Origin of the sequence: Pseudomonas fitomaticsae, assembly GCF_021018765.1 — a bacterium.
GTDB classification, from domain to species: Bacteria; Pseudomonadota; Gammaproteobacteria; order Pseudomonadales; family Pseudomonadaceae; genus Aquipseudomonas; species Aquipseudomonas fitomaticsae.
Map to the genome: position 1 here is coordinate 3511327 of NZ_CP075567.1, position 22112 is coordinate 3533438.

The window sequence follows — 22112 nt, forward strand, 5'->3', positions numbered from 1 at the left end:
CTTGCCCGCGAAGAGGACGGCGCAGACACCACAATAATTGGATCAGTCTGCTTCGTTCAGAATAAGCGTGCGGTAATGCCCAGGATTGGTCCCCGACCACTTGCGAAACGCCTTGTAGAACGAACTTGCATCGGCAAACCCCAGCCGCGTGGCGATCTCGGCAAAACTGATCGAAGGCTCCGCCAGCCAGATAATGGCCAGCTCCTTGCGCACGCTGTCCTTCAAACCCTGATAAGTCTGCCCTTCTTCCGCCAGACGCCGGCGCAGGGTCGAGGCCGACATGCACAGCTGCTGGGCCAGTGCGTCGGTTTCCGGCCACTGTTCGGCGGGCAACTGCCGCAGATCCTGCTTGATCCGGCTCGCAAGACTTTCCGGGTCACGGTACTTCACCAGAATGTTGGCCGGGGCATGGGCCAGGAAACGCTTCAACTCCTCGGAACTGCGCTTGATCGGCAGATCCAGCACATCAGCCGCGAAGATCATCCGCGTGCGCGGCCGGTCGAAACGCAGGTTTTCCGAGAACATCACCCGGTAGTCATCACAGAAATCCGGCGCCGGGCAGCGCAGCTCGATGGCCAGGATCGGGATCCGCCGCCCTGCCAGCCAGCACGCCACGCCGTGGACGATCATCCAGTAAGTGAAATAGGTGAAGGCGCGGCGCGGTTCCGGATCGTCTTCCAGCAGCACGATCTCCGCCAGACTCTGCTGATGCACCAGTTGCGCCGGCAGGCGTTCAAGCATCAGCGACAGGAAACTCAACCCGGCGCTCAGCCCTGCGGCCAGATTCGGCTGGGCCATCGCGCTGCGGCAGAGAAACTCCAGGCTGCCGGATTTCAGCTTGCGCGGGTCCATGCCAAAGAATTCGTCATCGCCGCGCCGGGCCAGCAGGCGCCACAACCGCGCGTACTGGCTGGCCGGCACGCGCGCGTCATCGGTGGACAGCAACGCCGGATCGATCCCGACCTTGCTCAAGACTTCTTCCGTGGCCACGCCCGGGGCACAACTTTGCAGTAGTGCTTCGCGCACCAGTTGAATGGCGATGGTGTCTTTTTCCGACATGGAACCCGCTGAGCCCTGTTGTTGTTCGAGTGGCGGGCATCTTAGCGCAGCTGGCTGGGCGGCGTGGATGTTCAGACTCGTTCAGCTGAGGTTCAGCTAAATGTCAATGAATGCCATGTGAGAATGACTTTCATTATGTTACAACTTGTAACCTCATTTCGTTACACAGTGACCGCCGAATGCTCGTTCCCTTTTTGATCATGTTGCGCGAAGGCATCGAAGCCGCGCTGATCGTTGGCATCATCGCCAGCTACCTGCAACAGACCGGCCGTGGCCAGTGGATGCCGGCGGTGTGGATCGGGGTGTTTCTCGCTGCTGCGCTGGCGTTGCTGGTCGGCGGTGGCCTGGAACTGGTCAGCGCCGAATTCCCGCAGAAACAGCAGGAACTGTTCGAAGGTGTGGTCGGCCTCGTCGCTGTGGGCATTCTCAGTTCGATGGTGTTCTGGATGCGCAAGGTGGCGCGTTCAATCAAGCATTCGCTGCAAGCGTCCCTCGACCATGCGCTGACCGCGTCGAAGCATCAGGTCATCGCCCTGATCGCCATGGTGTTTTTCGCCGTGGCCCGGGAAGGTCTGGAAACCGTGTTCTTCCTGCTCGCCGTGTTCCAGCAGAGCGAAGGCCCCGCCGCGCCGATCGGCGCCCTGCTCGGCCTGATCCTGGCGATCATCGTCGGCTTCCTGATCTACAGCGGCAGCATGCGCCTGAACCTCTCGGCGTTCTTCCGCTGGACCGGGCTGTTCATCCTCGTGGTCGCCGCCGGGATTCTCGCCAACTCGGTGCAGGCCCTGCATGAGGCCGGGGTGTGGAATCACCTGCAAACCGTGCTCTTCGACTTCAGCGCGACGCTGCCGATGGATGGCCCGCTGGGCTCGGTGCTGGCCGGCATGTTCGGTTATCAGGACGCACCGACCGTCAGCACCCTTGGCGCGTACCTGATTTATCTGCTGGTGGCGCTGGTCATGTTCTTTATGCCAGCCCCCAAACCCGCTGCCCAATCGTCTTCCGTTTCCAGCCAATAAGGGCCTTCATGTCAAAGCCTAATACTCCTCAGGCCTCGCCTCCCCGCGCCTTGCGCTGGGCGGTGGCCGGTTCAGTGGTCGTGATGATCGCCGCCGGTGGCCTGTTCTACTACGCCTCGAAAATGGCCGCCGCCAAACGTCAGCACAACCATGACGAAGTGGTGGTGAACATTCATCCGCACAGTTGCGAGCCGAACGCCCTGACGGTGCCGGCCGGCCGGGCCAGTTTCCGCATCGTCAACCGTTCCGACCGGGCGGTGGAATGGGAAATCCTCGACGGCGTGCTGGTGATCGAAGAGCGCGAGAACATTGCGCCGGGCCTGAGCCAGGTGATCAACGCCAACCTGCAACCCGGTGACTACGCCATCACTTGCGGGCTGCTGAGCAACCCGCGCGGCACCCTGCACGTGACGCCGACCGCTGCTTCGGATGCCGCCGCCAAGGCCAAGCCGTCGATGGTTGCCTTTGTCGGGCCGCTGTCGGAGTTCCGCGTCTACCTGGCGAGCCAGGGCAGCGCGCTGATCAAAGCCGTGACGGCGCTGAATCAAGCCATCGACAGCGGCGATCTGGCCCAGGCCCAGGCGTTGTATTCGCCAGCCCGCGCCGCGTATCAGCGTCTGGCCCCTGCCGCACAACGCCTGGCCGAACTGGACAACAGCATCAACGCCCGCGCCGATTACTTCGAAAAACGCGAGCAGGATCCGGCCTTCGTCGGCTTCCACCGCCTCGAATACGCGCTGTTCCAGCAACGCAAACTCGATGGCCTGACACCGATTGCCCAAGGCTTGCTCGACAACGTCACCACACTAAAACAACAGCTGCTGGCCCAGTCGCTGCCGCCGGAGCAACTGGTGGAAATCCTCGTGCGCAACCTCAACACCCTGGCCGACGTGCGCGCCGCCAGCGGCGAAGAGGAACGCTACAGCCACGGCGACCTCAATGGCTTCGCGGCGAACCTGGAGACCGCGCACAAAGTCGTCGAACTGCTGCGACCGCTGCTGACGAAATCCGCCGCCGACCTGCTGCCGAAAATCGACAGCGCGCTGACTGACTTCGACAACACCCTGAACGGTTTCAAGGTCAAGGACGGCTACGCCAGTTACGACACCGTCAACGGTGAACAACGCAAACAGATCGCCGACAAGGCCAAGGCCCTGGCCGACGCTCTCGACGGCATCGATCCCGCCCTCGGCCTCTCCGGCCTGTAAGTAGAAGACGATTACCGATGAACGATTCCGAACACTTCAACCTGCAACGCCGTCGCGTACTGATGGGCATGGGCGCCGCCGGCGTCGCTCTGGCCGGCACCGCCCTGAGCTGCCCGGCCATGGCCGCTGCGCCTGCACAAGTCACCGAAGCACCGAGCAGCGACAAGACCCAGGATCATCACGATTTTCACGGCGTACACCAGAGCGGCATCGTCACCCCGCGCCCGGCAGCCGGCATGCTGGTGTCGTTCGATGTACTGGCCAGCGACCGTGAAGACCTTGAGCGTTTGTTCCGCACCCTCAACGAGCGCATCGCATTCCTGATGAAGGGTGGCCCGGTGGCGCAGATCGATCCGAAGTTGCCGCCGCCGGATTCCGGCATCCTCGGTCCGGTGGTGACGCCGGACAACCTGACCATCACCGTGTCGGTGGGCGAATCGCTGTTCGACGAGCGTTTCGGCCTCGCGTCCGCCAAACCCAAGCGCCTGATCCGCATGGTCGGTTTTCCCAACGACGCGCTGGAAGCCGATTGCTGCCACGGCGACCTGAGCCTGCAGTTCTGTTCCAACACCGCCGACACCAACATCCACGCCCTGCGCGACATCGTGAAGAACCTGCCGGACCTGCTGCTGGTGCGCTGGAAACAGGAAGGCAGCGTGCCGCCGCAAGCCCCGACCAAACCCGGCGTGCCGGCGCAATCGGCGCGCAACTTTCTGGGGTTCCGCGACGGCTCGGCCAACCCGGATTCCAACGACGGCAAGGCCATGGACCGTATCGTCTGGGTGCAACCGGGCAGTGACGAACCGGCCTGGGCGGCCCACGGCAGTTATCAGGCAGTGCGGATCATCCGCAATTTCGTCGAACGCTGGGACCGCACGCCGTTGCAGGAACAGGAAAGCATCATCGGCCGGGTCAAAACCACCGGCGCGCCGATGGGCGCCAGCCATGAAACCGAAGTCCCGGATTACAGCAAGGACCCGGAAGGCAAGCTGACCAAGCTCGACGCACACATTCGCCTGGCCAACCCGCGCACCGCCGCGAGCCAGGCCAACCTGATCCTGCGCCGGCCGTTCAACTACTCCAACGGCGTGAACAAGAACGGCCAGCTCGACATGGGCCTGCTGTTCATCTGTTACCAGGCCGACCTGGAAAAAGGCTTCATCACCGTGCAGACCCGCCTCAACGGCGAGCCGCTGGAGGAATACCTCAAGCCGGTCGGCGGCGGTTACTTCTTCACCCTGCCGGGTGTCACGGGCGACAAGGATTTCATCGGTCGCTCGCTGCTCAACGCTACCCAACCAAAAACAACTGCATAGCATTCAACAGGAGCCGCCCCCATGAAAAAGACGCCACTTGCGTTATTGCTGACCCTTGGTTTGCTCAACACCCCACTGTCGGCGCTCGCCGCGACCGCGCCTCTGGATCTGGTGGGGCCGGTGTCAGACTACAAGATCTACGTCACCGAACAACTGGATGAACTGGCAAGCCACACTCAGCAGTTCACCGACGCCGTGAAAAAAGGCGACCTGGCCACCGCGCAGAAGCTCTACGCGCCGACCCGCGTCTATTACGAGTCGATCGAGCCGATCGCCGAGCTGTTCAGTGACCTCGATGCCTCCATCGACTCCCGCGTCGACGACCACGAGCAAGGCGTGAAAGCCGAAGACTTCACCGGTTTCCACCGCATCGAATACTCGCTGTTCTCGGAAAAGAGCACCAAGAATCTGGACGCCCTGGCGGACGGCCTGAACAAGGACGTGAAAGACCTGCAGACCCGCGTCGCCGGTCTGACCTTCCCGCCGGAAAAAGTCGTCGGCGGCGCCGCTGCGCTGCTCGAAGAAGTCGCCGCGACCAAGATCTCCGGTGAAGAAGACCGCTACAGCCACACCGACCTCTACGACTTCCAGGGCAACATCGACGGCGCGAAGAAAATCGTCGACCTGTTCCGTCCGCAGATCGAGAAGCAGGACAAGGCTTTCGTCGCCAAAGTCGACAAGAACTTCGCCACCGTGGACAAGATCCTGGCCAAGTACAAAACCAAGGACGGTGGTTTCGAGACTTACGACAAGGTGAAGGACAACGACCGCAAGGCGCTGGTCGGCCCGGTCAATACCCTGGCCGAAGACCTTTCCACATTGCGTGGAAAATTGGGCCTGAACTGAGTTCTATAGCGCTCTGTAGTGCCTCATCGCGGGCAAGCCCGCTCCCACAAGGTATGTGCCGGATCACGACTTCGTGAACGGCGCAAAACCTGTGGGAGCGGCGGTGCGACGTTTCGACTTGCCCGCGATGGCGTCTTAGGCCGCGCTAAAGATTTCGGATACTAGAGAATGCGATAGAGCAACCGCTCGACCCGCACCCGGCTCACACGCTTGAGGAACTTGGCCACGCCCGCCGGGTAATCCGGCAAGGCTTCCAGGTCCTGGAAACGTGCGATCCGCGTGGTGTGAACGAAGATGTTCTCCAGCTCCACGCGACGCGGTTCCAGCCACTCGCCTTTCGGGTCATCGATCAGCAAGGCGTTTTCCAGATCGAGCCGAAACGCCCGTGGGTTGAGGTTGTTGCCGGTCAGCAGCGTGTAGCGCTGGTCGATCCACATGCCCTTGAGGTGGTAGCTGTTGTCGCCTTCACGCCACAGGTGCAGGTTCAACTGGCCGCTGTCGATGTTGCGTTGATGCCGCTTGGCGAACCGGCGCAGGCTGATCTCGTAGAGATACGGCAGCGCCGCGATCACCTTGAACGGCTCGCTCGGCGGGATGTAGAAGTCGTTGGCAGTTTTGTCGCCGACCACGATGTCGATCTTCACGCCGCGCGCCAACGCCCGGTTGATCTCGCGGATCACCCCCAGCGGCAGGTTGAAGTACGGCGTGCAGATGGTCAGTTGCTTCTGCGCGCTGGCGATCAGCTCCAGAATCACCCGGTTCAGCGGGTTGTTCTTGCCCACGCCGAGCAACGGACTGACTGACAGGCCTGTGCGCGCCGTGCTGCCGGCACTGGTGTCGTAGGCCGCATATTTGAGGCGGCTGCGCAGGTCGCCAATGTCGTTGCGCAGGCTGCGGGTGGTCGGCAGGTTCGGCAGGTCGAGGCGATGCACCGCTTTCGATTCGATCAGGCCGTGCTTGACCAGATGGTGCATCGAGTCCGCCAGTTCGCGGCTTTGCAGCACGTGATAACGGTCGAAACGGTATTTGTCGAATTTGTGCAGGTAGACGTTGTTCAGGCTCGCACCGCTGTAGACCACGCAATCGTCGATCACGAAGCCTTTGAGGTGCAGCACGCCGAACAGCTCGCGGGTCTGCACTGGCACACCGTAGACCGGCACCACGCTCTGGTGGGTGCGGGTCATTTCCTGATACCACGCCGAGTTGCCCGGCTGTTTGCCGGCGCCGATCAAGCCACGCTGGGCCCGCAGCCAGTCGACGACCACCGCGATTTCAAGCTCGGGACGCTTGAGTTTGGCGGCGTGCAAGGCATCGAGGATTTCCTGGCCGGCTTCATCGTTTTGCAGATAAAGCGCGACGAGGTAGATGCGCTGCGTCGCCTGGGCGATTTTCTCCAGCAGGCAACGGCGGAAATCGGCGGCGCCGGGCAGGATCGTCACGGCCTCGGCGGTCAGCGGAAAGCTGCGCAGTTTGGGCAGCAGAGAGCGTTTGAAAAGCAACGGCATAGGGCTCGCAATGGGTCGAATCCGAAGAACCCGAGAGCTTACACCATCAACTCCTTCGGGTCTTGTGAGTGTCTGTAATGACTTCATCGCCAGCCGCCTGGTTCCCACCTGAATCGCATTTCAAATGTGGGAGCGAGCCTGCTCGCGAAAGCCATTTCAAAATAAGTGCTTGACCAAGGAGAACGATCGTTCTACTGTTAGCCACATGAACGAAATCACAAGCAACGACACGACCCGAGACATCATTCTGGATGTCACCGAAAAGTTGATCTACAAAAGTGGCATCGCGGCCACCGGCATGGATCTTCTGGTGAAAACCGCCGGCGTTTCCAGAAAGAGTATCTACCGCTACTTCGCCAACAAGGAGGAGTTGACCGTCGCCGCCCTTCAACGCCGCGACGTGCGCTGGATGCATTGGTACAGAAGCGCCGTCGATCAGGCCGAAACCCCGGCCGATCGTCTGCTCAACCTGTTTACCGTGCTCAAGGGCTGGTTCGCCTCGGAAGGCTTCCGGGGCTGCGCCTTCATCAACACCAGCGGCGAGACCGGCGATCCCGAGGATCCGGTTCGCCTGGTCGCCAAAGACCACAAACAGAAATTGCTCGACTACCTGTGCGAGCTGTGTACCGAACATGGAGCCGAGGACCCGCAACTGTTGGCCAAGCAGTTGCTGATCCTGATTGACGGCGCCATTACCGTAGCGCTTGTGATGGGTGATCACAGTGCCGCCGATAATGCGCAATGCATGGCGCGAAAGTTATTGGACCTGTAACGCCTTAATAAGCCTGACAAGTTGTTTAACTGTTAATAGATCGGGAGACAAACATGTCTACTGCAGCCGAAGTTCGTCCGCCATTGCCACCGTTCAACCGTGAATCGGCCATTGAAAAAGTTCGTCTGGCCGAAGATGGCTGGAACTCCCGCGACCCGCACCGCGTGTCGCTGGCCTACACACTGGACACCAAATGGCGTAACCGCGCTGAATTCGCCAACAACCGCGAAGAAGCCAAGGGTTTCCTGACTCGCAAATGGGCCAAGGAACTGGATTACCGCCTGATCAAGGAACTCTGGGCGTACTCCGACACCCGCATCGCCGTGCGCTACGCCTACGAATGGCACGACGATTCGGGTAACTGGTTCCGCTCCTACGGCAACGAAAACTGGGAGTTCGATGACAACGGCCTGATGTTCCAGCGTTACGCCTGCATCAACGATATGCCGATCAAGGAAAGCGAACGCAAGTTCCACTGGCCGCTGGGCCGCCGCCCGGATGATCATCCGGGTCTGTCGGAACTCGGTCTGTAATTCAGCCGATCCCTCCTGCACAAAATGCAGGAGGGATTCTCAGGCAACTTCGGCAGTCGGGACCGATTGCGCTTTGGCTTCCAGTTCCCGCACCAACGGCAACACTCGCTTGCCGAAATACTCCACCTCTTCCTGAAAGTGCAGGAACCCCGTCAATACCAGGTCCACTCCCACCGCCTTCAGCGCCACAATCCGCTCGGCAATCTGCTGCGGCGTGCCGATCAGATTGGTCTTGAAGCCATCGTTGTACTGCACCAGATCTTCAAACGTCGATTTGGCCCAGTTGCCCTCGCCCTCCGGCGACGCCCTGCCCGCCTGTTTCGCCGCATCACCAAAGGCATTCACCGCTTCCGGATCCGCCTGATCGATGATCTGTGCCAACACCGCTTTGGCTTCTTCTTCGGTATCCCGAGCAATGACAAACGCATTCACCCCGATTTTCACAGAATGCTGGTTCGCTGCCGCTTTGGCACGAATGTCATCGACCTGAGCCTTGATGCCTTCGACGCTGTTGCCGTTGGTGAAATACCAGTCCGACACCCGTGCCGCCATGTCCCGTGCGGCGCGGGAGCTGCCACCCTGAAAAATTTCCGGGCGGCCCAGCGGTTTCGGCTTGAGGCTGTAGTTGTCGAAACGATAGAAATCACCACGGAAGGTGAAGTTGTCCTGACTCCAGATGCCGCGCAGCGAACGAATGAACTCTTCCGAGCGACGATAGCGCTCGTCGTGCTCCAGCCAGTGCTCGCCAATGGCCTGGAATTCACCCTTGAACCAGCCACTGACGATATTCACCGCGATCCGGCCATTGGTGAGTTGATCGATGGTTGCCAGTTGCTTGGCCGCCAGCGCCGGTTGCCACGGGCCGGGCAAGATGGCGGCGATGACTTTGAGTTTGCTGGTGGCGGCGAGCAGCGCGTGGCTGAAGGCAACCGACTCATGCTGAAACTCGGCGCCGTAGCCGGCGGTGAAGCGGATCTGGGTCAGGGCGTATTCGAATCCCGCCGCCTCGGCGAGTTGTGCCAGTTTGCGGTTGTACTCGATGCCCCAGTCGGTGCGTTGCTCGATCTTGCTGACCACCAGCCCACCGCTGACGTTCGGCACCCAGTAGGCAAATTTCACGGCTTGCTGACTCATTGGCGTGTCCTCGGGACAGTTGATGAAGATGAGTGAGCTAGAGCAGCAAGCGTGCCAGCGGCGGGAAATCCGTTTTTATTGGGGTTCCAGGCAAACGGAATGCATGGTGGCAGGGTGATTTGTTGGGTGCGTGTTGGCTGGGCAACAGTTGAGCCGTCGGTGGCCGGGCCTTATGGGTCGCCGCAACACCTGGAAATGAGTAACATGACTGCCCTCCCCGCAGCCCTGTTCTGCGCCCTGCCGAAATAAGCCGATTCCATGCCTTTCGAACTCAGCGTTGACCTCACTACCCTGGCCGTTCTGGCCCTTGTCGCCTTCATTGCCGGATTCATTGACGCCATCGCCGGCGGTGGCGGTCTGTTGACCACGCCTGCGTTGCTCACCGCCGGCCTGCCGCCGCACCTGGTGCTGGGCACCAACAAGTTGAGTTCGACCTTCGGTTCGGCCACCGCCAGTTTCACCTTCTACCGACGCAAGCTTTTTCATCCCAAGCAGTGGATGCACGCCATCATCGGCACGCTGATCGGTGCGCTGACCGGCGCCGTCGTCGCCCACTATCTGCCGGCGGAATGGCTGAACAAGATGCTGCCGGTGATCGTCTTCGCCTGTGGCCTGTACCTGTTGTTTGGCGGCACGCCGAAAGCGCCGCTGGACAGCGATGCACCGATCAAGAAGAAGTGGCAATCGACCCAGGGCTTCAGCCTCGGTTTCTACGACGGCGTGGCCGGCCCCGGCACCGGGGCGTTCTGGACGGTCAGCAGCCTGCTGCTCTACCCGATCGATCTGGTCAAGGCCAGCGGCGTGGCGCGCAGCATGAACTTCGTCAGCAACATTGCAGCACTGTCGGTATTCGTGTTTTCCGGGCAGGTGGACTGGATCATCGGCCTGAGCATGGGCCTGTCGGTGATGGTCGGCGCATTCTTCGGGGCGCGCACCGCGATCAGCGGCGGCGCCAAGTTCATTCGTCCGGTGTTCATCACCGTGGTGCTGGGGTTGACCGTGCGTCTAGCCTGGCAGCACTGGTTCAGCGTGGCCTAAGCGCCGCGCCACGTAGACGTCGATCAGGTAGCGGGCAATCGATTTGGACGCCGGCAACGGCGGGAGATCGTGCACGTTGAACCACTGGGCGTCTTCGATCTCGTCTTCCTGACAGACAATCTCGCCACCGGCATATTCGGCGTGGAAACCCAGCATCATCGAGTGCGGGAACGGCCAGCACTGGCTGCCCATGTACTGGATGTTCTTCACCTCGATCTGCACTTCCTCGCGCACTTCGCGAATCAGACAGTCTTCAGCCGACTCACCCGGTTCGGCAAACCCGGCCAGCGTGCTGTAGACCCCGGTGACGAAACGCGGCGAGCGCGCCAGCAGCACTTCATCGCCACGAGTCACCAGCACGATCATGCTTGGTGAAATTCGCGGATAACTGCGCAAATCGCACGGCTGGCAATACATCGCCCGCTCCCGTGGCACCTGGGTCATGGGCTGACCGCAGTTGCCGCAGAAACGGTGTTCACGGGCCCACGTCCCGATCTGCGCGGCGTAGCCCAGCACTTTGTAGATCGTGTGATCGCCATCGAGCATGAACGCCCGCAGGCCTTTCCAGTTACAACCCGGCACCTCGCTGGTGCTGCGCAATTCCAGCAGGTACACCGGCTCGCCATCGAGGTGACCGATGCCGTGCTCGGCGAGGATCGACAAGTCCTGGCGTTTGAGCCATTCCCGGGGGAACAGCACGCCGTTGTCATCGAACAGAAAGCCCTCGGGGCTGCGCGCCACGGCCCAGCCGCCGGGTTGATCGGTGTCCAGTACTGCAGTGGTCCAGCGAGATGTCATGGTTTCTCAATCCAGAAATTCGGGTTTCTGTTTGCTCATATGGGCGGCCATGGCCACGCGCAAGTCGGTGGATTGCAACATGGCGGCGTTCCAGGTGGCAACGTACTCCAGACCATCGTCGATGCGATGGTCGCGCATGTAGCTGATCATTTCCTTGGTGCCGGTAACCGCGATCGGCGACTTGCCGGCGATGTCCCGGGCAATGTCCATCACGCCTTCGATCAGGCTGTCCTTGTCGCTGTAGACGCGGTTGACCAGCCCGATGCTGCGCGCCTCTTCGGCGCCAAAGGTACGACCGGTATAAGCCAGCTCACGCAGCATGCCGTCACCGATGATCCGTGGCAACCGTTGCAAAGTGCCAACGTCGGCAGCCATGCCGATATCGATTTCTTTAATAGAGAACTGCGCGTCTTCAGCTGCGTAACGCATGTCGCAGGCCGCGATCAGGTCAATGGCACCACCCAGGCAATAACCCTGAATCGCCGCGAGCACCGGTTTGCGGCAATTATCGACGGCATTGAACGAGGCTTGCAGGGTCAGGATCTTTTTGCGCAGCAGACGCGCGTTGCGGCCGACGTCCTTGCCCAGTTCATTCGCGACGCCGGCCAGCATCATCAAGTCGATGCCCGAGGAGAAGTGTTTGCCGGCACCGCTAAGTACCACCACCCGCACTTCGTCGGTGTCGTCGATCCACTGGAACACCTCGACGATTTCGCTCCAGAACGCGGCGTTCATCGAGTTGATCTTTTCCGGCCGGTTGATCTGCACATGGGCGATGTTGTCGGCCAGTTCGACGCTGAAGGCAGTGTATTGAGTCATGGCAGAAATCCTTTACCGGTCTGAAAATGAGGCCCGAACTATAACAAGGCATCAGCACGGCGGTTCGGCCAAATGCGGGACTCTAGCCGTTCTTCACCGCGACGAAGGCGGCGGTCTCGTAAGGCACCGTCACCACTTCCCTGCCCCGCAACTGCGGCTCACCGGCAATCAGCTCAGCAATCTGCTCGTCGATCTTCGCGCGCTGCTGGTCACTCAACGCGGCAATGAAACTGGTGGAACGCACCCGGTTGAAAATCACATCTTCCGGCGAGCCGGTATGGCCATGCTGAAAGTGCTGGGCCTGCAACGGCCCGAACGCCGGGTGGGGAAAGGCCTTGCGCCATTGGCCGGTGTAGAAGCGCGGCGTGTCGCCTTCCAGCGCGTTGACGATGGCGTCCAGCCTGGGCACCCAGTCGATCCGGGTGTCGCGCAGGTTCCAGATCAAGCCCAGCTTGCCGCCCGGTTTGAGGACACGGGCGATTTCATCCAGCGCCTCGGTGCTGGCAAACCAGTGAAAGGCCTGTGCGCACACCACCGCATCCACCGAGGCATCGGGCAGCGGCAAATCCGTCGCCGTACCGCTGACGGCCAGCACCTGCGGCCAGGCCAGCGACAGTTTTTCCAGCATCTGCACCACCGGTTCCACGGCAATCACCTGGGCGCCGGTCGCCACCAGCCATCCGGTGAACTTGCCGGTGCCGGCGCCGAGATCGATAACGGTCTTGTGGCCATCGAGGCCCAGTGTGCCCGTCAGCCATTCGCTGACGGCCGGCGGATAGTCGGGCCGGCCTTTGACGTAGGTGTCGGCAGCGGTCTTGTAACCGCTGGCGGCCGAGTGGTGAACCTGATCTTTCATGGCCAAACTCCTAGGGTAGAACTGCAGATCGACGACGAACGCTGACGAGCATAGCGCCGGAAAAAAGGCTTTCCTTTAACAAAGCCTGACAAAGCAATGAATAAATTTTCACCCTGCGGTGTTCAAAGTGAAACATGACCCCCTGTGGAGCCTTGCCCATGACTATCCGTTCCGTTATGTTCGCCGCCCCGTTGCTGGTGGCCGCCGTTTTCGCGAGCCCCCTCGCCTTCGCCAACGGCGATGAAGAGGCGCCGGTGCAGAAACCCAATTGCCCCAAAGGCCAGGTGTTCGACACCAGGACGCAGAAGTGCGTGATGCAGACCAGCCACCTGGTGCCCGACGCCGACCGGACCGATTACGCCTACCGTCTGGCCAAGGCCGGCCGTTATGAAGAAGCCCTGGCCCTGCTCGACACGCTGGAACATCCGAACACCGCCAAGGCCCTCAACTATCGCGGTTACGCCACTCGAAAACTGGGACGTACCGACGAAGGCATCGGTTATTACCTGCAATCGGTGAAACTCGATCCGCAGTACGCGCAGGTCCGCGAATACCTGGGCGAAGCCTATGTGATCAAGGGCCGCGTCGATCTGGCGCAGGAGCAGTTGCAGCACATCCAGAAGATCTGCGGCACGACCTGCGAGGAATACCAGGACCTGGCCGAAGCCATCAACGATTCATCGAAAACCTGACACGACACGCGGAGGCGAACATTTTCAGCGATCAGGCCTTCAGGGCCGAACTCGGGCAACACCTGGCGCGCCTGTGGCGTTACGGCATGCTGCTGTCGCGCAATCGGCACGTGGCCGAGGATCTGGTGCAAGCCACCTGCGTGCGGGCGCTCGAACGTTCGGGCCAGTACGTGGCCGGCACCCGTATGGATCGCTGGCTTCTGAGCATTCTGCATTCGATCTGGCTCAATGAAGTGCGCGCCCGCCGGGTGCGCCAGGGCCAGGGTGTGGCGGATGCCGAAAGCCAGCTGACGTTCGATGGTGAATACGCCGCGCAGACTCATGTGATGACAGCGCAGGTGATCCGCCGGGTCGATGCGTTGCCGGAAACCCAGCGCGAAACGGTTTATCTGGCCTACGTCGAAGGCCTGTCCTACCGCGAAGTCGCCGAGATCCTGCAAGTGCCGATCGGCACGGTCATGAGCCGGCTGGCCACCGCGCGCCTGAAACTGGCCGAATACCCACCGCTGCAAGCGGTACCGAACAGCCCCGCAGGAGACCGGCAATGAATGCGCCTTCCGACGAGCAACTGGTGGCGTATCTGGACGATGAACTGGACCGCGAACAGCGCAGCCAACTCGACAGCCTCATCGCCGACGATCCGCTGCTGAGCCTACGGGTGCAATGGCTGAGTCGCAGCAACCTGCCATTCAAGGCTGCCTACGACGAACTGGCCCAACAGGCGCCGCTCGACCGTTTGCAGGCCCGGCTCGATGCCGCGCCGTCACCGCAGAAGCCCGGTTTCAGCCGGCGCTGGTTCATCGGCGCTGCAGCAGCGGGCGTGGCGCTCGCAGGTGTCGCGGCGGACCGCTTGTTTCTGGCCTGGCAGACACAGCAATCGCACAACTGGCGCGAACGGGTGGGCGATTACATGGCGCTGTATGTGCCGCAGACTCTTGAGCATTTACCTACCGACGAGGCCTCGCAACTGGCGCAGTTGCGAACCGTCGATGCGCGGCTGGGCGTAAACCTGTCGCCGGCGAAACTGAAACTGCCCGGCGCGCAGTTCAAACGCGCGCAATTGCTCGAGTATGACGGCGTGCCCATCGCCCAGATGACCTGGCTCGACGCCACCCACGGCCCGTTGGCGCTGTGCGTCACGCGCACCAACAGCGGCAGCCAGCCGCTGGCCCATGAACGCCGGCACGGGATGAACGTGGTGTACTGGACCGAACGTGAACACGCCTGGATGCTGATCGGCCATCACCCGGCTTCCGAGCTGGAAGACATGGCGAAAATGTTTAAAACCCGGCTGAACGTTTAAAGAGTTTTGTCACTATGCTGCTCGGGTGATTTTCCAAGAAGGATGGATTTATGCCGATTTCGCCACGCACAGCCCTGCTGGTCATCGACGTGCAGAACGACTTCATTCCCGGCGGCCAGTTGGCCGTGCCCGAGGGTGACCGGATCGTCCCGCTGATCAACCGTCTCGCCGAACAGTTCAAGCAAGTGGTCATCGCCCAGGACTGGCACCCGGCCGGGCATGCCTCGTTTGCCTCCAGCCATCCAGGCCGTCAGCCTTATGACGTGATTCAACTGCCGTATGGCGAGCAGACGCTGTGGCCGGATCACTGCATTCAGGGTTCACGCGGTGCCGAGTTTCATTCGGGACTGAATTTGCCCCACGCGCAATTGATCATCCGCAAGGGCTGCAACCCGGACATCGACAGCTATTCGGCGTTTCTGGAAGCGGATCGCGTCACGACCACGGGGCTGGCCGGTTATCTGAAGGAACGCGGCATCGACACGGTGTACATGGTCGGTCTGGCGCTGGATTTCTGCGTGATGTTCTCCGCGCTGGATGCGCGGGCGGCGGGGTTCAATGCCTTTGTGGTGCTGGATGCGTGCCGGGGGATAGATTTGAACGGCTCGCTGGCGACAGCGATCGAGCGGATGCAGGTGGCCGGGGTCGGGTTGATCCAGTCCACTGAGTTGCTCTGATCACGGATCGCTCCCGCGCCATGCACGGGAGCGATCGAATCAAACCGGTGTAGGCAGCCAAAGCCTGAACCGCGCCCCACCCAACGGCGAACCTTCCACCGTCAACGTCCCGCCCTGCGCTTCCAGCGCACGACGGCTGATCGCCAGCCCCAGGCCAAACCCGCCGGTCGCCCGATCGCGGCTGCGATCCAGTCGATAGAACGGCTCGAAAATCCGCTCCCGTTCGTCTTCCGGAATGCCGATGCCGTCATCATCCACCCAGATCTCACAGCCTTTTGGACAAACCTGCACTCCGATCTGAATGCGTTTTTCGCAGTAACGCATGGCGTTGCGCAACAGGTTCTGAATCGCGCGGGCCGTCAGGCGCGGGTCGAGGGAGAAGCGTTCCAGTTGGTTGTGCAGCAGCACATCGATGACGATTTCCGGGGATTCCAGTTCTTCGTCGACGCTGCCCAGAATGCTGTCGATGAATTCGTCCAGCGACACTTCGACCTGCTCCGGCAACTTCGCCGGATTCTGCAGACGACTGTAGGACAGCAACTCCAGCACCAGTTCATCCAGTTCACGAATGTGCGCGACCAGCCCTTGCAGACGTTCGCGGCTGGCCTGCGGCAAGTCATCGGACAGCGCCAGCGCCAGGCCGAAGTCCAGTCGGGTCAGTGGTGTACGCAGTTCATGGGACACCGCGTTGAGCAGATCACGCTGCTGATTGAGCAGGTTTTCGATATCACCGGCCATGGTGTCGAATACATTGGCCAGACTGCCGATGTTGGAGTTCGAGCCAATCTGCGTACGCTCGCTCAAATGGCCTTTGCCGAAACGCTCGGCCGTGCCCTTGAGGCGTTCCAGATCGCGCCAGTGCGGGCGAAACCAGAGCAACAGGCACGCCAGCAGACTCGCGCCGATCAGCACGTTGATGCTCCAGTACAACAGATTCACGTCCATCGGATCCGGCGGCACCACCATCTGCACCGCCATTTCGTCGTTCAGCGGCGTGACCGCCAGCGTGCGCCAGCCCCAGTCGCCGACCCGCACCATGTTTTCGCCGCGCCGCAGACGTTCTTTCTCGATGTCGGTGAAGCCGGGATCATCGATACGGGCAAGCACGATGTGCAGCGGCTGAAAGTCCTTGTCCATCGACGCCGCCAGCGCCGGCCACTGATCCTGCGGCACTGCGCGAAACTGCTTGGTGATCAGCGATTGCAGGCCACGGGAATAGTCGAGGTTGTAAGTCACGAAGCGATCCCTGAACGCCATCACCACCAGATCCGGCACCAGATAGATCGCCGCGCTGTAGGAAACGATCGTCACCAGATAGAGGCGAAACAGGATTCTGAACATCGACTCAGCATTCCCACTCGGAACGGCTGAACAGATAACCCTTGCCCCAAACGGTCTTGATCTTGCGCGCCTCGCCCGCGTGGTCGTCGAACTTGCGTCGCAGCTTGGAAATCGCCACGTCCACCGAGCGGTCGGTGCCGTTGAACTCTATACCGCGCAGGCGTTGCAGGATCTGATCGCGGCTCAGCACCTCACCGGCGTGACGGGCCAGCACCACCAGCAGGTTGTATTCGCCGCTGGATAGCTCCACCAGTTGTTCGCGCCAGGTCACCGTGCGCTCGGAGAGGTCGATGCACAGATTGCCCATCAGGATCCGGTCGTTGGCGGTCATCGGCTCGCCAAGACTGCTGCGCCGCAGCAAGGTGCGAACCCGGGCCAGCAGGACTCGTGGCTCGCAGGGTTTGGTGACGTAATCGTCGGCACCCATTTCCAGACCCAGAACCTGATCGTGACTGTCATCACGGGCGGTCAGCATCAGGATCGGTAGCGTTGCCGAGTCGGCGCGCAGCAGGCGGCAGACCTGCAAGCCATCCAGTCCCGGCAGCATCAGGTCGAGAATCACCAGATCCGGCGGATTGAGCCGCGCCCGTTCGCGCACATGGTCGCCACGACCGATCACGCTGACGGAGTAACCGTTGCGCTCCAGGTAGCTGGAAATCAGTTCGGCGAGGGCGGTGTCGTCTTCGACCAGAAGAATGTTGGGCATTGAGGTGATCCAGAACAGGCGGTGGCGACTGCTGTGTCGCAATAAATTTCAAGGCCTAAAGGATATACGCCCTCACTCGTCCCTGAGCAAAACCCTTACACAATTTCACACAGCGCCTACAAAGCTTCACCGCTACCTTCGGCGACTGTCCGTAGGATGCGCAGATCAATATTGGGGGTTGTACATGTCGAAGAATCTGCTGGCCGGGCTCGGCCTGATGGCATTGGCGCTGACGCTGAGTGCCTGTGATAAATCCTCGAGCACTGAGGAACAGGCACCGCCGGCCACCGTGCGGGTCGAAACCCTTGAGGCACGCCCCCTGTCGATCAGCAGCGAATTGAGCGGGCGGATTGCCGCGCCGCGTATCGCCGAAGTCCGCGCCCGGGTCGCCGGCGTCGTGCTGCAACGCACCTTCCGCGAAGGCAGCGACGTGAAAAAGGGCGACGTACTGTTTCGCATCGACCCGGCACCGTTCAAGGCGGACCTCGATAGCGCCGAAGCAGCCCTGCGCAAGGCCGAGGCCAATGCGTTCCAGGCAAAACTGCAGGAACAGCGCTACGCCCAGTTGATCGACGACAAGGCCATCAGCGCTCAGGACTACGACAACGCCCGCGCCAACGCCCGGCAGACCGCCGCCGACGTCGCCGCCAACAAGGCAGCCGTCGAGCGAGCAAAACTGAATCTGGGCTATGCCACCGTCACCGCGCCGATTTCCGGGCGCGTCGGGCGCGCTCTGGTGACCGAAGGTGCGCTGGTCGGCCAGAACGAAACCACGCCCATGGCGCTGATCCAGCAACTGAACCCGATCCACGCCGACCTGACCCAGTCGACCCGTGAACTCAACGAACTGCGCCGGGCCTTCCGTTCCGGGCAGTTGCAGCAGGTCGGTCAGGATCAGGTCAAGGCCACGCTGATCCAGGACGATGGCAGCCTTTATCCGTTACCTGGCAAATTGCTGTTCAGCGACATCACGGTCGATCCGGGCACCGGTCAGATTATTTTGCGCAGCGAGTTTCCCAACCCGGATCTCGATCTGCTGCCCGGCAGCTACGTTCGTGTACGCCTTGAGCAAGGCGTGATCCAGCATGGCCTGACCGTGCCGCAACGCGCCGTGCAGCGTGACAGCGCCGGTGTTGCGCAAGTGCTGACGGTCGACGATCAGATGCGCGTCGCCCAGCAGCCGGTGCAACTGGGCGCGGTGCAGAACGACCGCTGGATCGTCACCGGCGGCCTCAAGCCCGGCGACCGCATTGTCATCGAAGGCCTGCAACACGCCCGTCCGGGCGAAGTGGTGCAGATCGACGACACCCCTCTTCCACTTGCCCAGACCTCTGGTCAGTAAGCAGGACGCTCTTCTATGCCGCAGTTCTTTATCGACCGCCCGGTGTTCGCCTGGGTCGTCGCGTTGTTCATCCTGTTGGCCGGTGCGCTGGCCATCCCGCAATTGCCGGTGGCGCAATACCCCGACGTCGCGCCGCCGCAGATCGAAATCTATGCCGTGTACCCGGGCGCCTCGGCGCAAACCGTTGACGAGAGCGTGGTCAGCCTGATCGAGGAAGAGCTCAACGGCGCCGATCACCTGCTGTATTTCGAATCCCAGAGCAGCCTCGGCAGCGCCACGATTAAGGCGACGTTCCAGCCGGGCACCAACCCGGAACTGGCGCAGGTCGATGTGCAAAACCGCCTCAAGGTGGTCGAGTCGCGCCTGCCGCAAGCGGTCAATCAGCAAGGTTTGCAGGTGGAGAAAGTCTCCGCCGGTTTCCTGTTGCTGATCACCCTGACTTCCAGCGACGGCAAGCTCGATGACGTGGCGCTCAGCGATTATCTGGCGCGCAACGTGATGAACGAGATCAAGCGTATCGACGGCGTCGGCAAGGCCCAGCTTTATGGCGCCGAGCGGGCGATGCGGATCTGGGTCGATCCGCAGAAGCTGATCGGTTTCAACCTGACGCCGGCTGATGTCAACGCCGCTATCGTCGCGCAGAACGCCCAGGTCTCGGCGGGCAGCATCGGCGATCTGCCGAACCCGAGCACTCAGGAAATCACCGCGACGATTCTGGTCAAGGGGCAGCTGTCGACGCCTGAAGAGTTCGCCGACATCGTGCTCAAGGCCAACCCCGACGGCTCCACCGTGCGTATCAAGGATGTGGCGCGGGTCGAGATCGGCAGTCAGGAATACCAGTTCGGTACGCGCCTGAACGGCAAGCCGTCCACCGCCGTCGGCGTGCAACTGTCGCCGGGCGCCAACGCCCTCAGCACCGCAACGCTGATCCGGGCGAAGATGGACGAACTGTCGCGCTATTTCCCGACCGGCGTGGAATACAAGATCCCCTACGACACTTCGCCATTCGTGAAGGTCTCGATCACCAAAGTGGTCTACACCCTCGGCGAGGCGATGCTGCTGGTGTTTGCGGTGATGTTCCTGTTCCTGCAGAACATCCGCTATACGCTGATCCCGACACTGGTGGTGCCGGTGGCGTTGATGGGCACCTTCGCGACCATGCTCGCGCTGGGCTTCTCGATCAACGTACTGACCATGTTCGGCATGGTGCTGGCCATCGGCATTCTGGTGGACGACGCCATCGTGGTGGTGGAGAACGTCGAGCGGATCATGGCCACCGAAGGCCTGTCGCCGAAAGAAGCAACGCGCAAGGCGATGCGGCAGATTACCGGCGCGATCATCGGCATCACGCTGGTGCTGGTGGCGGTGTTCATTCCAATGGCGTTCATGCAGGGTTCGGTGGGTGTGATTTACCGACAGTTCTCGCTGTCGATGGCCACCTCGATCCTGTTCTCGGCCTTCCTCGCCCTGACCTTGACCCCGGCACTGTGCGCAACGCTGCTCAAGCCGATTGCGAAGGGTGAGCATCACGAGAAGACCGGGTTCTTCGGCTGGTTCAACCGCCGCTTCGAGCAACTGACCGATCGTTATCGGGGCTGGGTCGGTTACGCACTGAAACGTACCGGTCGTTATCTGCTGATCTACGTTGTGCTGCTGGTCGGTCTGGGCCTGTGCTTCGCGCGTCTGCCCTCCTCGTTCCTGCCGGTCGAGGATCAGGGTTACACCATCACTGACATTCAACTGCCACCCGGTGCGAGCAAGAACCGCACGGTGCAGGTGGTCGAGCAGATCGAAGCGCACAACGCCGGCGAGCCGGGCGTGGGCGACAGCACTGTTATTCTCGGCTTCAGCTTCTCCGGTAGCGGACAGAACGCTGCGCTGGCGTTCACCACGCTCAAGGACTGGTCGCATCGCGGCAGCGACGACTCGGCCAGCTCCATTGCCGAGCGCGCCAACATCGCCCTGAGCCAGATCAAGGACGCCATGGCATTCTCGGTACTGCCGCCACCGGTTGACGGCCTCGGCACCTCCAGCGGCTTCGAGTTTCGCCTGCAGGATCGTGGCGGCCTCGGCCATGCGACCTTGATGGAGGCACGCACCCAACTGCTGGAGGCCGCCGAGAAAAGCCCGATCCTGATGAACGTGCGTGAAAGCGCCCTGGCCGAAGCACCGCAAGTGCAGCTGGAAGTGGACCGCAAGCAGGCCAACGCGCTGGGCATTTCCTTCGCCGACGTCGGCAACGTGCTGTCCACTGCCATCGGCTCTTCGTACGTCAACGACTTCCCCAACCAAGGGCGGATGCAACGGGTGGTGGTGCAGGCCGAAGGCGACCGCCGTAGTCAGGTCGATGATCTGCTGAAAATGCACGTGCGCAACGACGCCGGAAAAATGGTGCCGCTGTCGGCATTTGTCCGAGCCACTTGGACCCAGGGCCCGGCGCAACTGACCCGCTACAACGGCTACCCGGCGATCTCGATTTCCGGCGAACCGAAACCCGGCCACAGCACCGGCGAAGCCATGGCGGAAATCGAAAGGCTGGTAGCGCAAGGGCCGAAAGGCATGGGTCAGGAATGGACCGGTCTGTCGCTGCAGGAGCGTTTGTCCGGCAGTCAGGCGCCGATTTTGCTCGGGTTGTCGTTGCTGATCGTGTTCCTGTGCCTGGCGGCGTTGTACGAGAGCTGGTCGATTCCGACGTCCGTGCTGCTGGTGGTGCCGCTCGGTGTGCTTGGCGCAGTGCTGGCGGTGACGTTGCGCGGGATGCCCAACGATGTGTTCTTCAAGGTCGGCCTGATCACCATCATCGGCCTGTCGGCGAAGAACGCGATCCTGATCATCGAGTTCGCCAAGAGCCTGTATGACGAAGGTCACGATCTGATTGATGCCACGCTGCAAGCCGCGCGTCTGCGGTTGCGGCCGATTGTCATGACGTCGCTGGCGTTCATTCTCGGCGTGGTGCCGTTGGCGATTGCCACGGGCGCGAGTTCGGCGAGTCAGCAGGCGATTGGCACAGGGGTGATTGGCGGGATGATTACAGCCACATTGGCGGTGATCTTTGTACCGGTGTTCTTCGTTGTCGTGATCAAGCTTGTGCGCAGGTTCACCAAGCCTGATTGATCGAGCGCTCCCGGTGCGGTGGCCAGAGGTCGCC

At 61.5% G+C, this 22112-nt stretch carries 21 protein-coding genes; 13 read left to right on the forward strand and 8 right to left on the reverse strand.

Features of this window, described 5'->3' with window-relative positions:
• Window positions 1-42 precede the first annotated feature (42 nt).
• On the reverse strand, window positions 43-1059 hold the full coding sequence (locus tag KJY40_RS15680) for an AraC family transcriptional regulator (protein ID WP_230731043.1): 1017 nt from the start codon (window positions 1057-1059) through the stop codon (window positions 43-45).
• Window positions 1060-1238: 179 nt separating this feature from the next.
• Between KJY40_RS15680 and efeU the strand changes: the two genes are divergently transcribed.
• From efeU to efeO (KJY40_RS15700), 4 genes are read left to right on the forward strand one after another with little or no spacing between them, the layout of a single operon-like run.
• On the forward strand, window positions 1239-2078 hold the full coding sequence (gene efeU / locus KJY40_RS15685; protein ID WP_007951269.1) for an iron uptake transporter permease EfeU: 840 nt from the start codon (window positions 1239-1241) through the stop codon (window positions 2076-2078).
• Between the two features lie 8 nt (window positions 2079-2086).
• Window positions 2087-3286: an iron uptake system protein EfeO gene (gene efeO, locus KJY40_RS15690; protein ID WP_230731045.1), complete on the forward strand. Its 1200-nt coding sequence runs from the start codon at window positions 2087-2089 to the stop codon at window positions 3284-3286.
• Window positions 3287-3303: 17 nt separating this feature from the next.
• Complete coding sequence (efeB, locus tag KJY40_RS15695; protein ID WP_230731047.1) at window positions 3304-4602, forward strand: iron uptake transporter deferrochelatase/peroxidase subunit; 1299 nt, start codon at window positions 3304-3306, stop codon at window positions 4600-4602.
• A gap of 21 nt (window positions 4603-4623) precedes the next feature.
• A complete protein-coding gene (gene efeO, locus KJY40_RS15700) occupies window positions 4624-5448 on the forward strand; it encodes an iron uptake system protein EfeO (RefSeq protein WP_230731049.1) in 825 nt (274 codons plus the stop codon).
• Between the two features lie 161 nt (window positions 5449-5609).
• Here the strand turns inward: efeO (KJY40_RS15700) and pssA are convergent, their stop codons facing one another.
• Window positions 5610-6953, reverse strand: coding sequence for a CDP-diacylglycerol--serine O-phosphatidyltransferase (gene pssA / locus KJY40_RS15705; protein WP_230731051.1), 1344 nt, complete (start codon window positions 6951-6953; stop codon window positions 5610-5612).
• A gap of 205 nt (window positions 6954-7158) precedes the next feature.
• Between pssA and KJY40_RS15710 the strand changes: the two genes are divergently transcribed.
• Window positions 7159-7725 carry a TetR/AcrR family transcriptional regulator gene (locus tag KJY40_RS15710; protein WP_007951264.1) on the forward strand — a complete coding sequence of 189 codons (567 nt, stop codon included), beginning with the start codon at window positions 7159-7161 and terminating at the stop codon, window positions 7723-7725.
• Window positions 7726-7778: 53 nt separating this feature from the next.
• On the forward strand, window positions 7779-8258 hold the full coding sequence (locus KJY40_RS15715; protein ID WP_230731053.1) for a nuclear transport factor 2 family protein: 480 nt from the start codon (window positions 7779-7781) through the stop codon (window positions 8256-8258).
• Between the two features lie 39 nt (window positions 8259-8297).
• Here the strand turns inward: KJY40_RS15715 and sfnG are convergent, their stop codons facing one another.
• Window positions 8298-9392, reverse strand: a complete 1095-nt coding sequence (sfnG, locus tag KJY40_RS15720) for a dimethylsulfone monooxygenase SfnG (RefSeq protein WP_230731055.1) — start codon at window positions 9390-9392, stop codon at window positions 8298-8300.
• 258 nt (window positions 9393-9650) lie between these two features.
• Between sfnG and KJY40_RS15725 the strand changes: the two genes are divergently transcribed.
• A complete protein-coding gene (locus KJY40_RS15725) occupies window positions 9651-10430 on the forward strand; it encodes a TSUP family transporter (RefSeq protein WP_230731057.1) in 780 nt (259 codons plus the stop codon).
• Here the strand turns inward: KJY40_RS15725 and nudC are convergent.
• The 3 genes from nudC to KJY40_RS15740 form a co-directional block, all read right to left on the reverse strand.
• Window positions 10398-11228, reverse strand: a complete 831-nt coding sequence (gene nudC / locus KJY40_RS15730) for an NAD(+) diphosphatase (protein WP_230731058.1) — start codon at window positions 11226-11228, stop codon at window positions 10398-10400. The two genes, KJY40_RS15725 and nudC, sit on opposite strands and share 33 nt — an antisense overlap.
• Before the next feature lie 6 nt (window positions 11229-11234).
• A complete protein-coding gene (locus tag KJY40_RS15735; RefSeq protein ID WP_085709995.1) occupies window positions 11235-12047 on the reverse strand; it encodes a crotonase/enoyl-CoA hydratase family protein in 813 nt (270 codons plus the stop codon).
• Window positions 12048-12129: 82 nt separating this feature from the next.
• Window positions 12130-12903 carry a class I SAM-dependent methyltransferase gene (locus KJY40_RS15740; RefSeq protein ID WP_230731059.1) on the reverse strand — a complete coding sequence of 258 codons (774 nt, stop codon included), beginning with the start codon at window positions 12901-12903 and terminating at the stop codon, window positions 12130-12132.
• 158 nt (window positions 12904-13061) lie between these two features.
• Between KJY40_RS15740 and KJY40_RS15745 the strand changes: the two genes are divergently transcribed.
• The 4 genes from KJY40_RS15745 to pncA all read left to right on the forward strand — a co-directional run bounded on the left by KJY40_RS15745 (window position 13062) and on the right by pncA (window position 15575).
• On the forward strand, window positions 13062-13595 hold the full coding sequence (locus KJY40_RS15745; RefSeq protein ID WP_230731060.1) for a tetratricopeptide repeat protein: 534 nt from the start codon (window positions 13062-13064) through the stop codon (window positions 13593-13595).
• Window positions 13596-13681: 86 nt separating this feature from the next.
• Window positions 13682-14143, forward strand: a complete 462-nt coding sequence (locus KJY40_RS15750; protein WP_230731061.1) for a sigma-70 family RNA polymerase sigma factor — start codon at window positions 13682-13684, stop codon at window positions 14141-14143.
• Entirely contained in the window at window positions 14140-14898 is a 759-nt protein-coding gene (locus KJY40_RS15755) for an anti-sigma factor family protein (RefSeq protein WP_230731062.1), read from the forward strand. Before KJY40_RS15750 ends, KJY40_RS15755 begins: the two co-directional genes overlap by 4 nt.
• A 50-nt stretch (window positions 14899-14948) precedes the next feature.
• Entirely contained in the window at window positions 14949-15575 is a 627-nt protein-coding gene (gene pncA, locus KJY40_RS15760; RefSeq protein ID WP_230731063.1) for a bifunctional nicotinamidase/pyrazinamidase, read from the forward strand.
• A 39-nt stretch (window positions 15576-15614) separates the two neighbouring features.
• On the opposite strand, the gene KJY40_RS15765 is transcribed toward pncA, so the two are convergent.
• Both KJY40_RS15765 and KJY40_RS15770 read right to left on the reverse strand, forming a co-directional pair.
• Window positions 15615-16916, reverse strand: coding sequence for an ATP-binding protein (locus tag KJY40_RS15765; protein ID WP_230731066.1), 1302 nt, complete (start codon window positions 16914-16916; stop codon window positions 15615-15617).
• A 4-nt stretch (window positions 16917-16920) separates the two neighbouring features.
• Window positions 16921-17622 (reverse strand): response regulator transcription factor, encoded by a 702-nt coding sequence (locus tag KJY40_RS15770; RefSeq protein ID WP_230731067.1) that lies wholly within the window; start codon window positions 17620-17622, stop codon window positions 16921-16923.
• 184 nt (window positions 17623-17806) lie between these two features.
• Between KJY40_RS15770 and KJY40_RS15775 the strand changes: the two genes are divergently transcribed.
• Together KJY40_RS15775 and KJY40_RS15780 are read left to right on the forward strand one after the other, a co-directional pair.
• The gene (locus KJY40_RS15775) at window positions 17807-18964 is read left to right on the forward strand and encodes an efflux RND transporter periplasmic adaptor subunit (protein WP_230731069.1); all 1158 of its coding nucleotides are present in this window, start codon (window positions 17807-17809) and stop codon (window positions 18962-18964) included.
• 15 nt (window positions 18965-18979) lie between these two features.
• Complete coding sequence (locus KJY40_RS15780; protein WP_230731070.1) at window positions 18980-22078, forward strand: efflux RND transporter permease subunit; 3099 nt, start codon at window positions 18980-18982, stop codon at window positions 22076-22078.
• The last annotated feature ends 34 nt before the right edge of the window (window positions 22079-22112 follow it).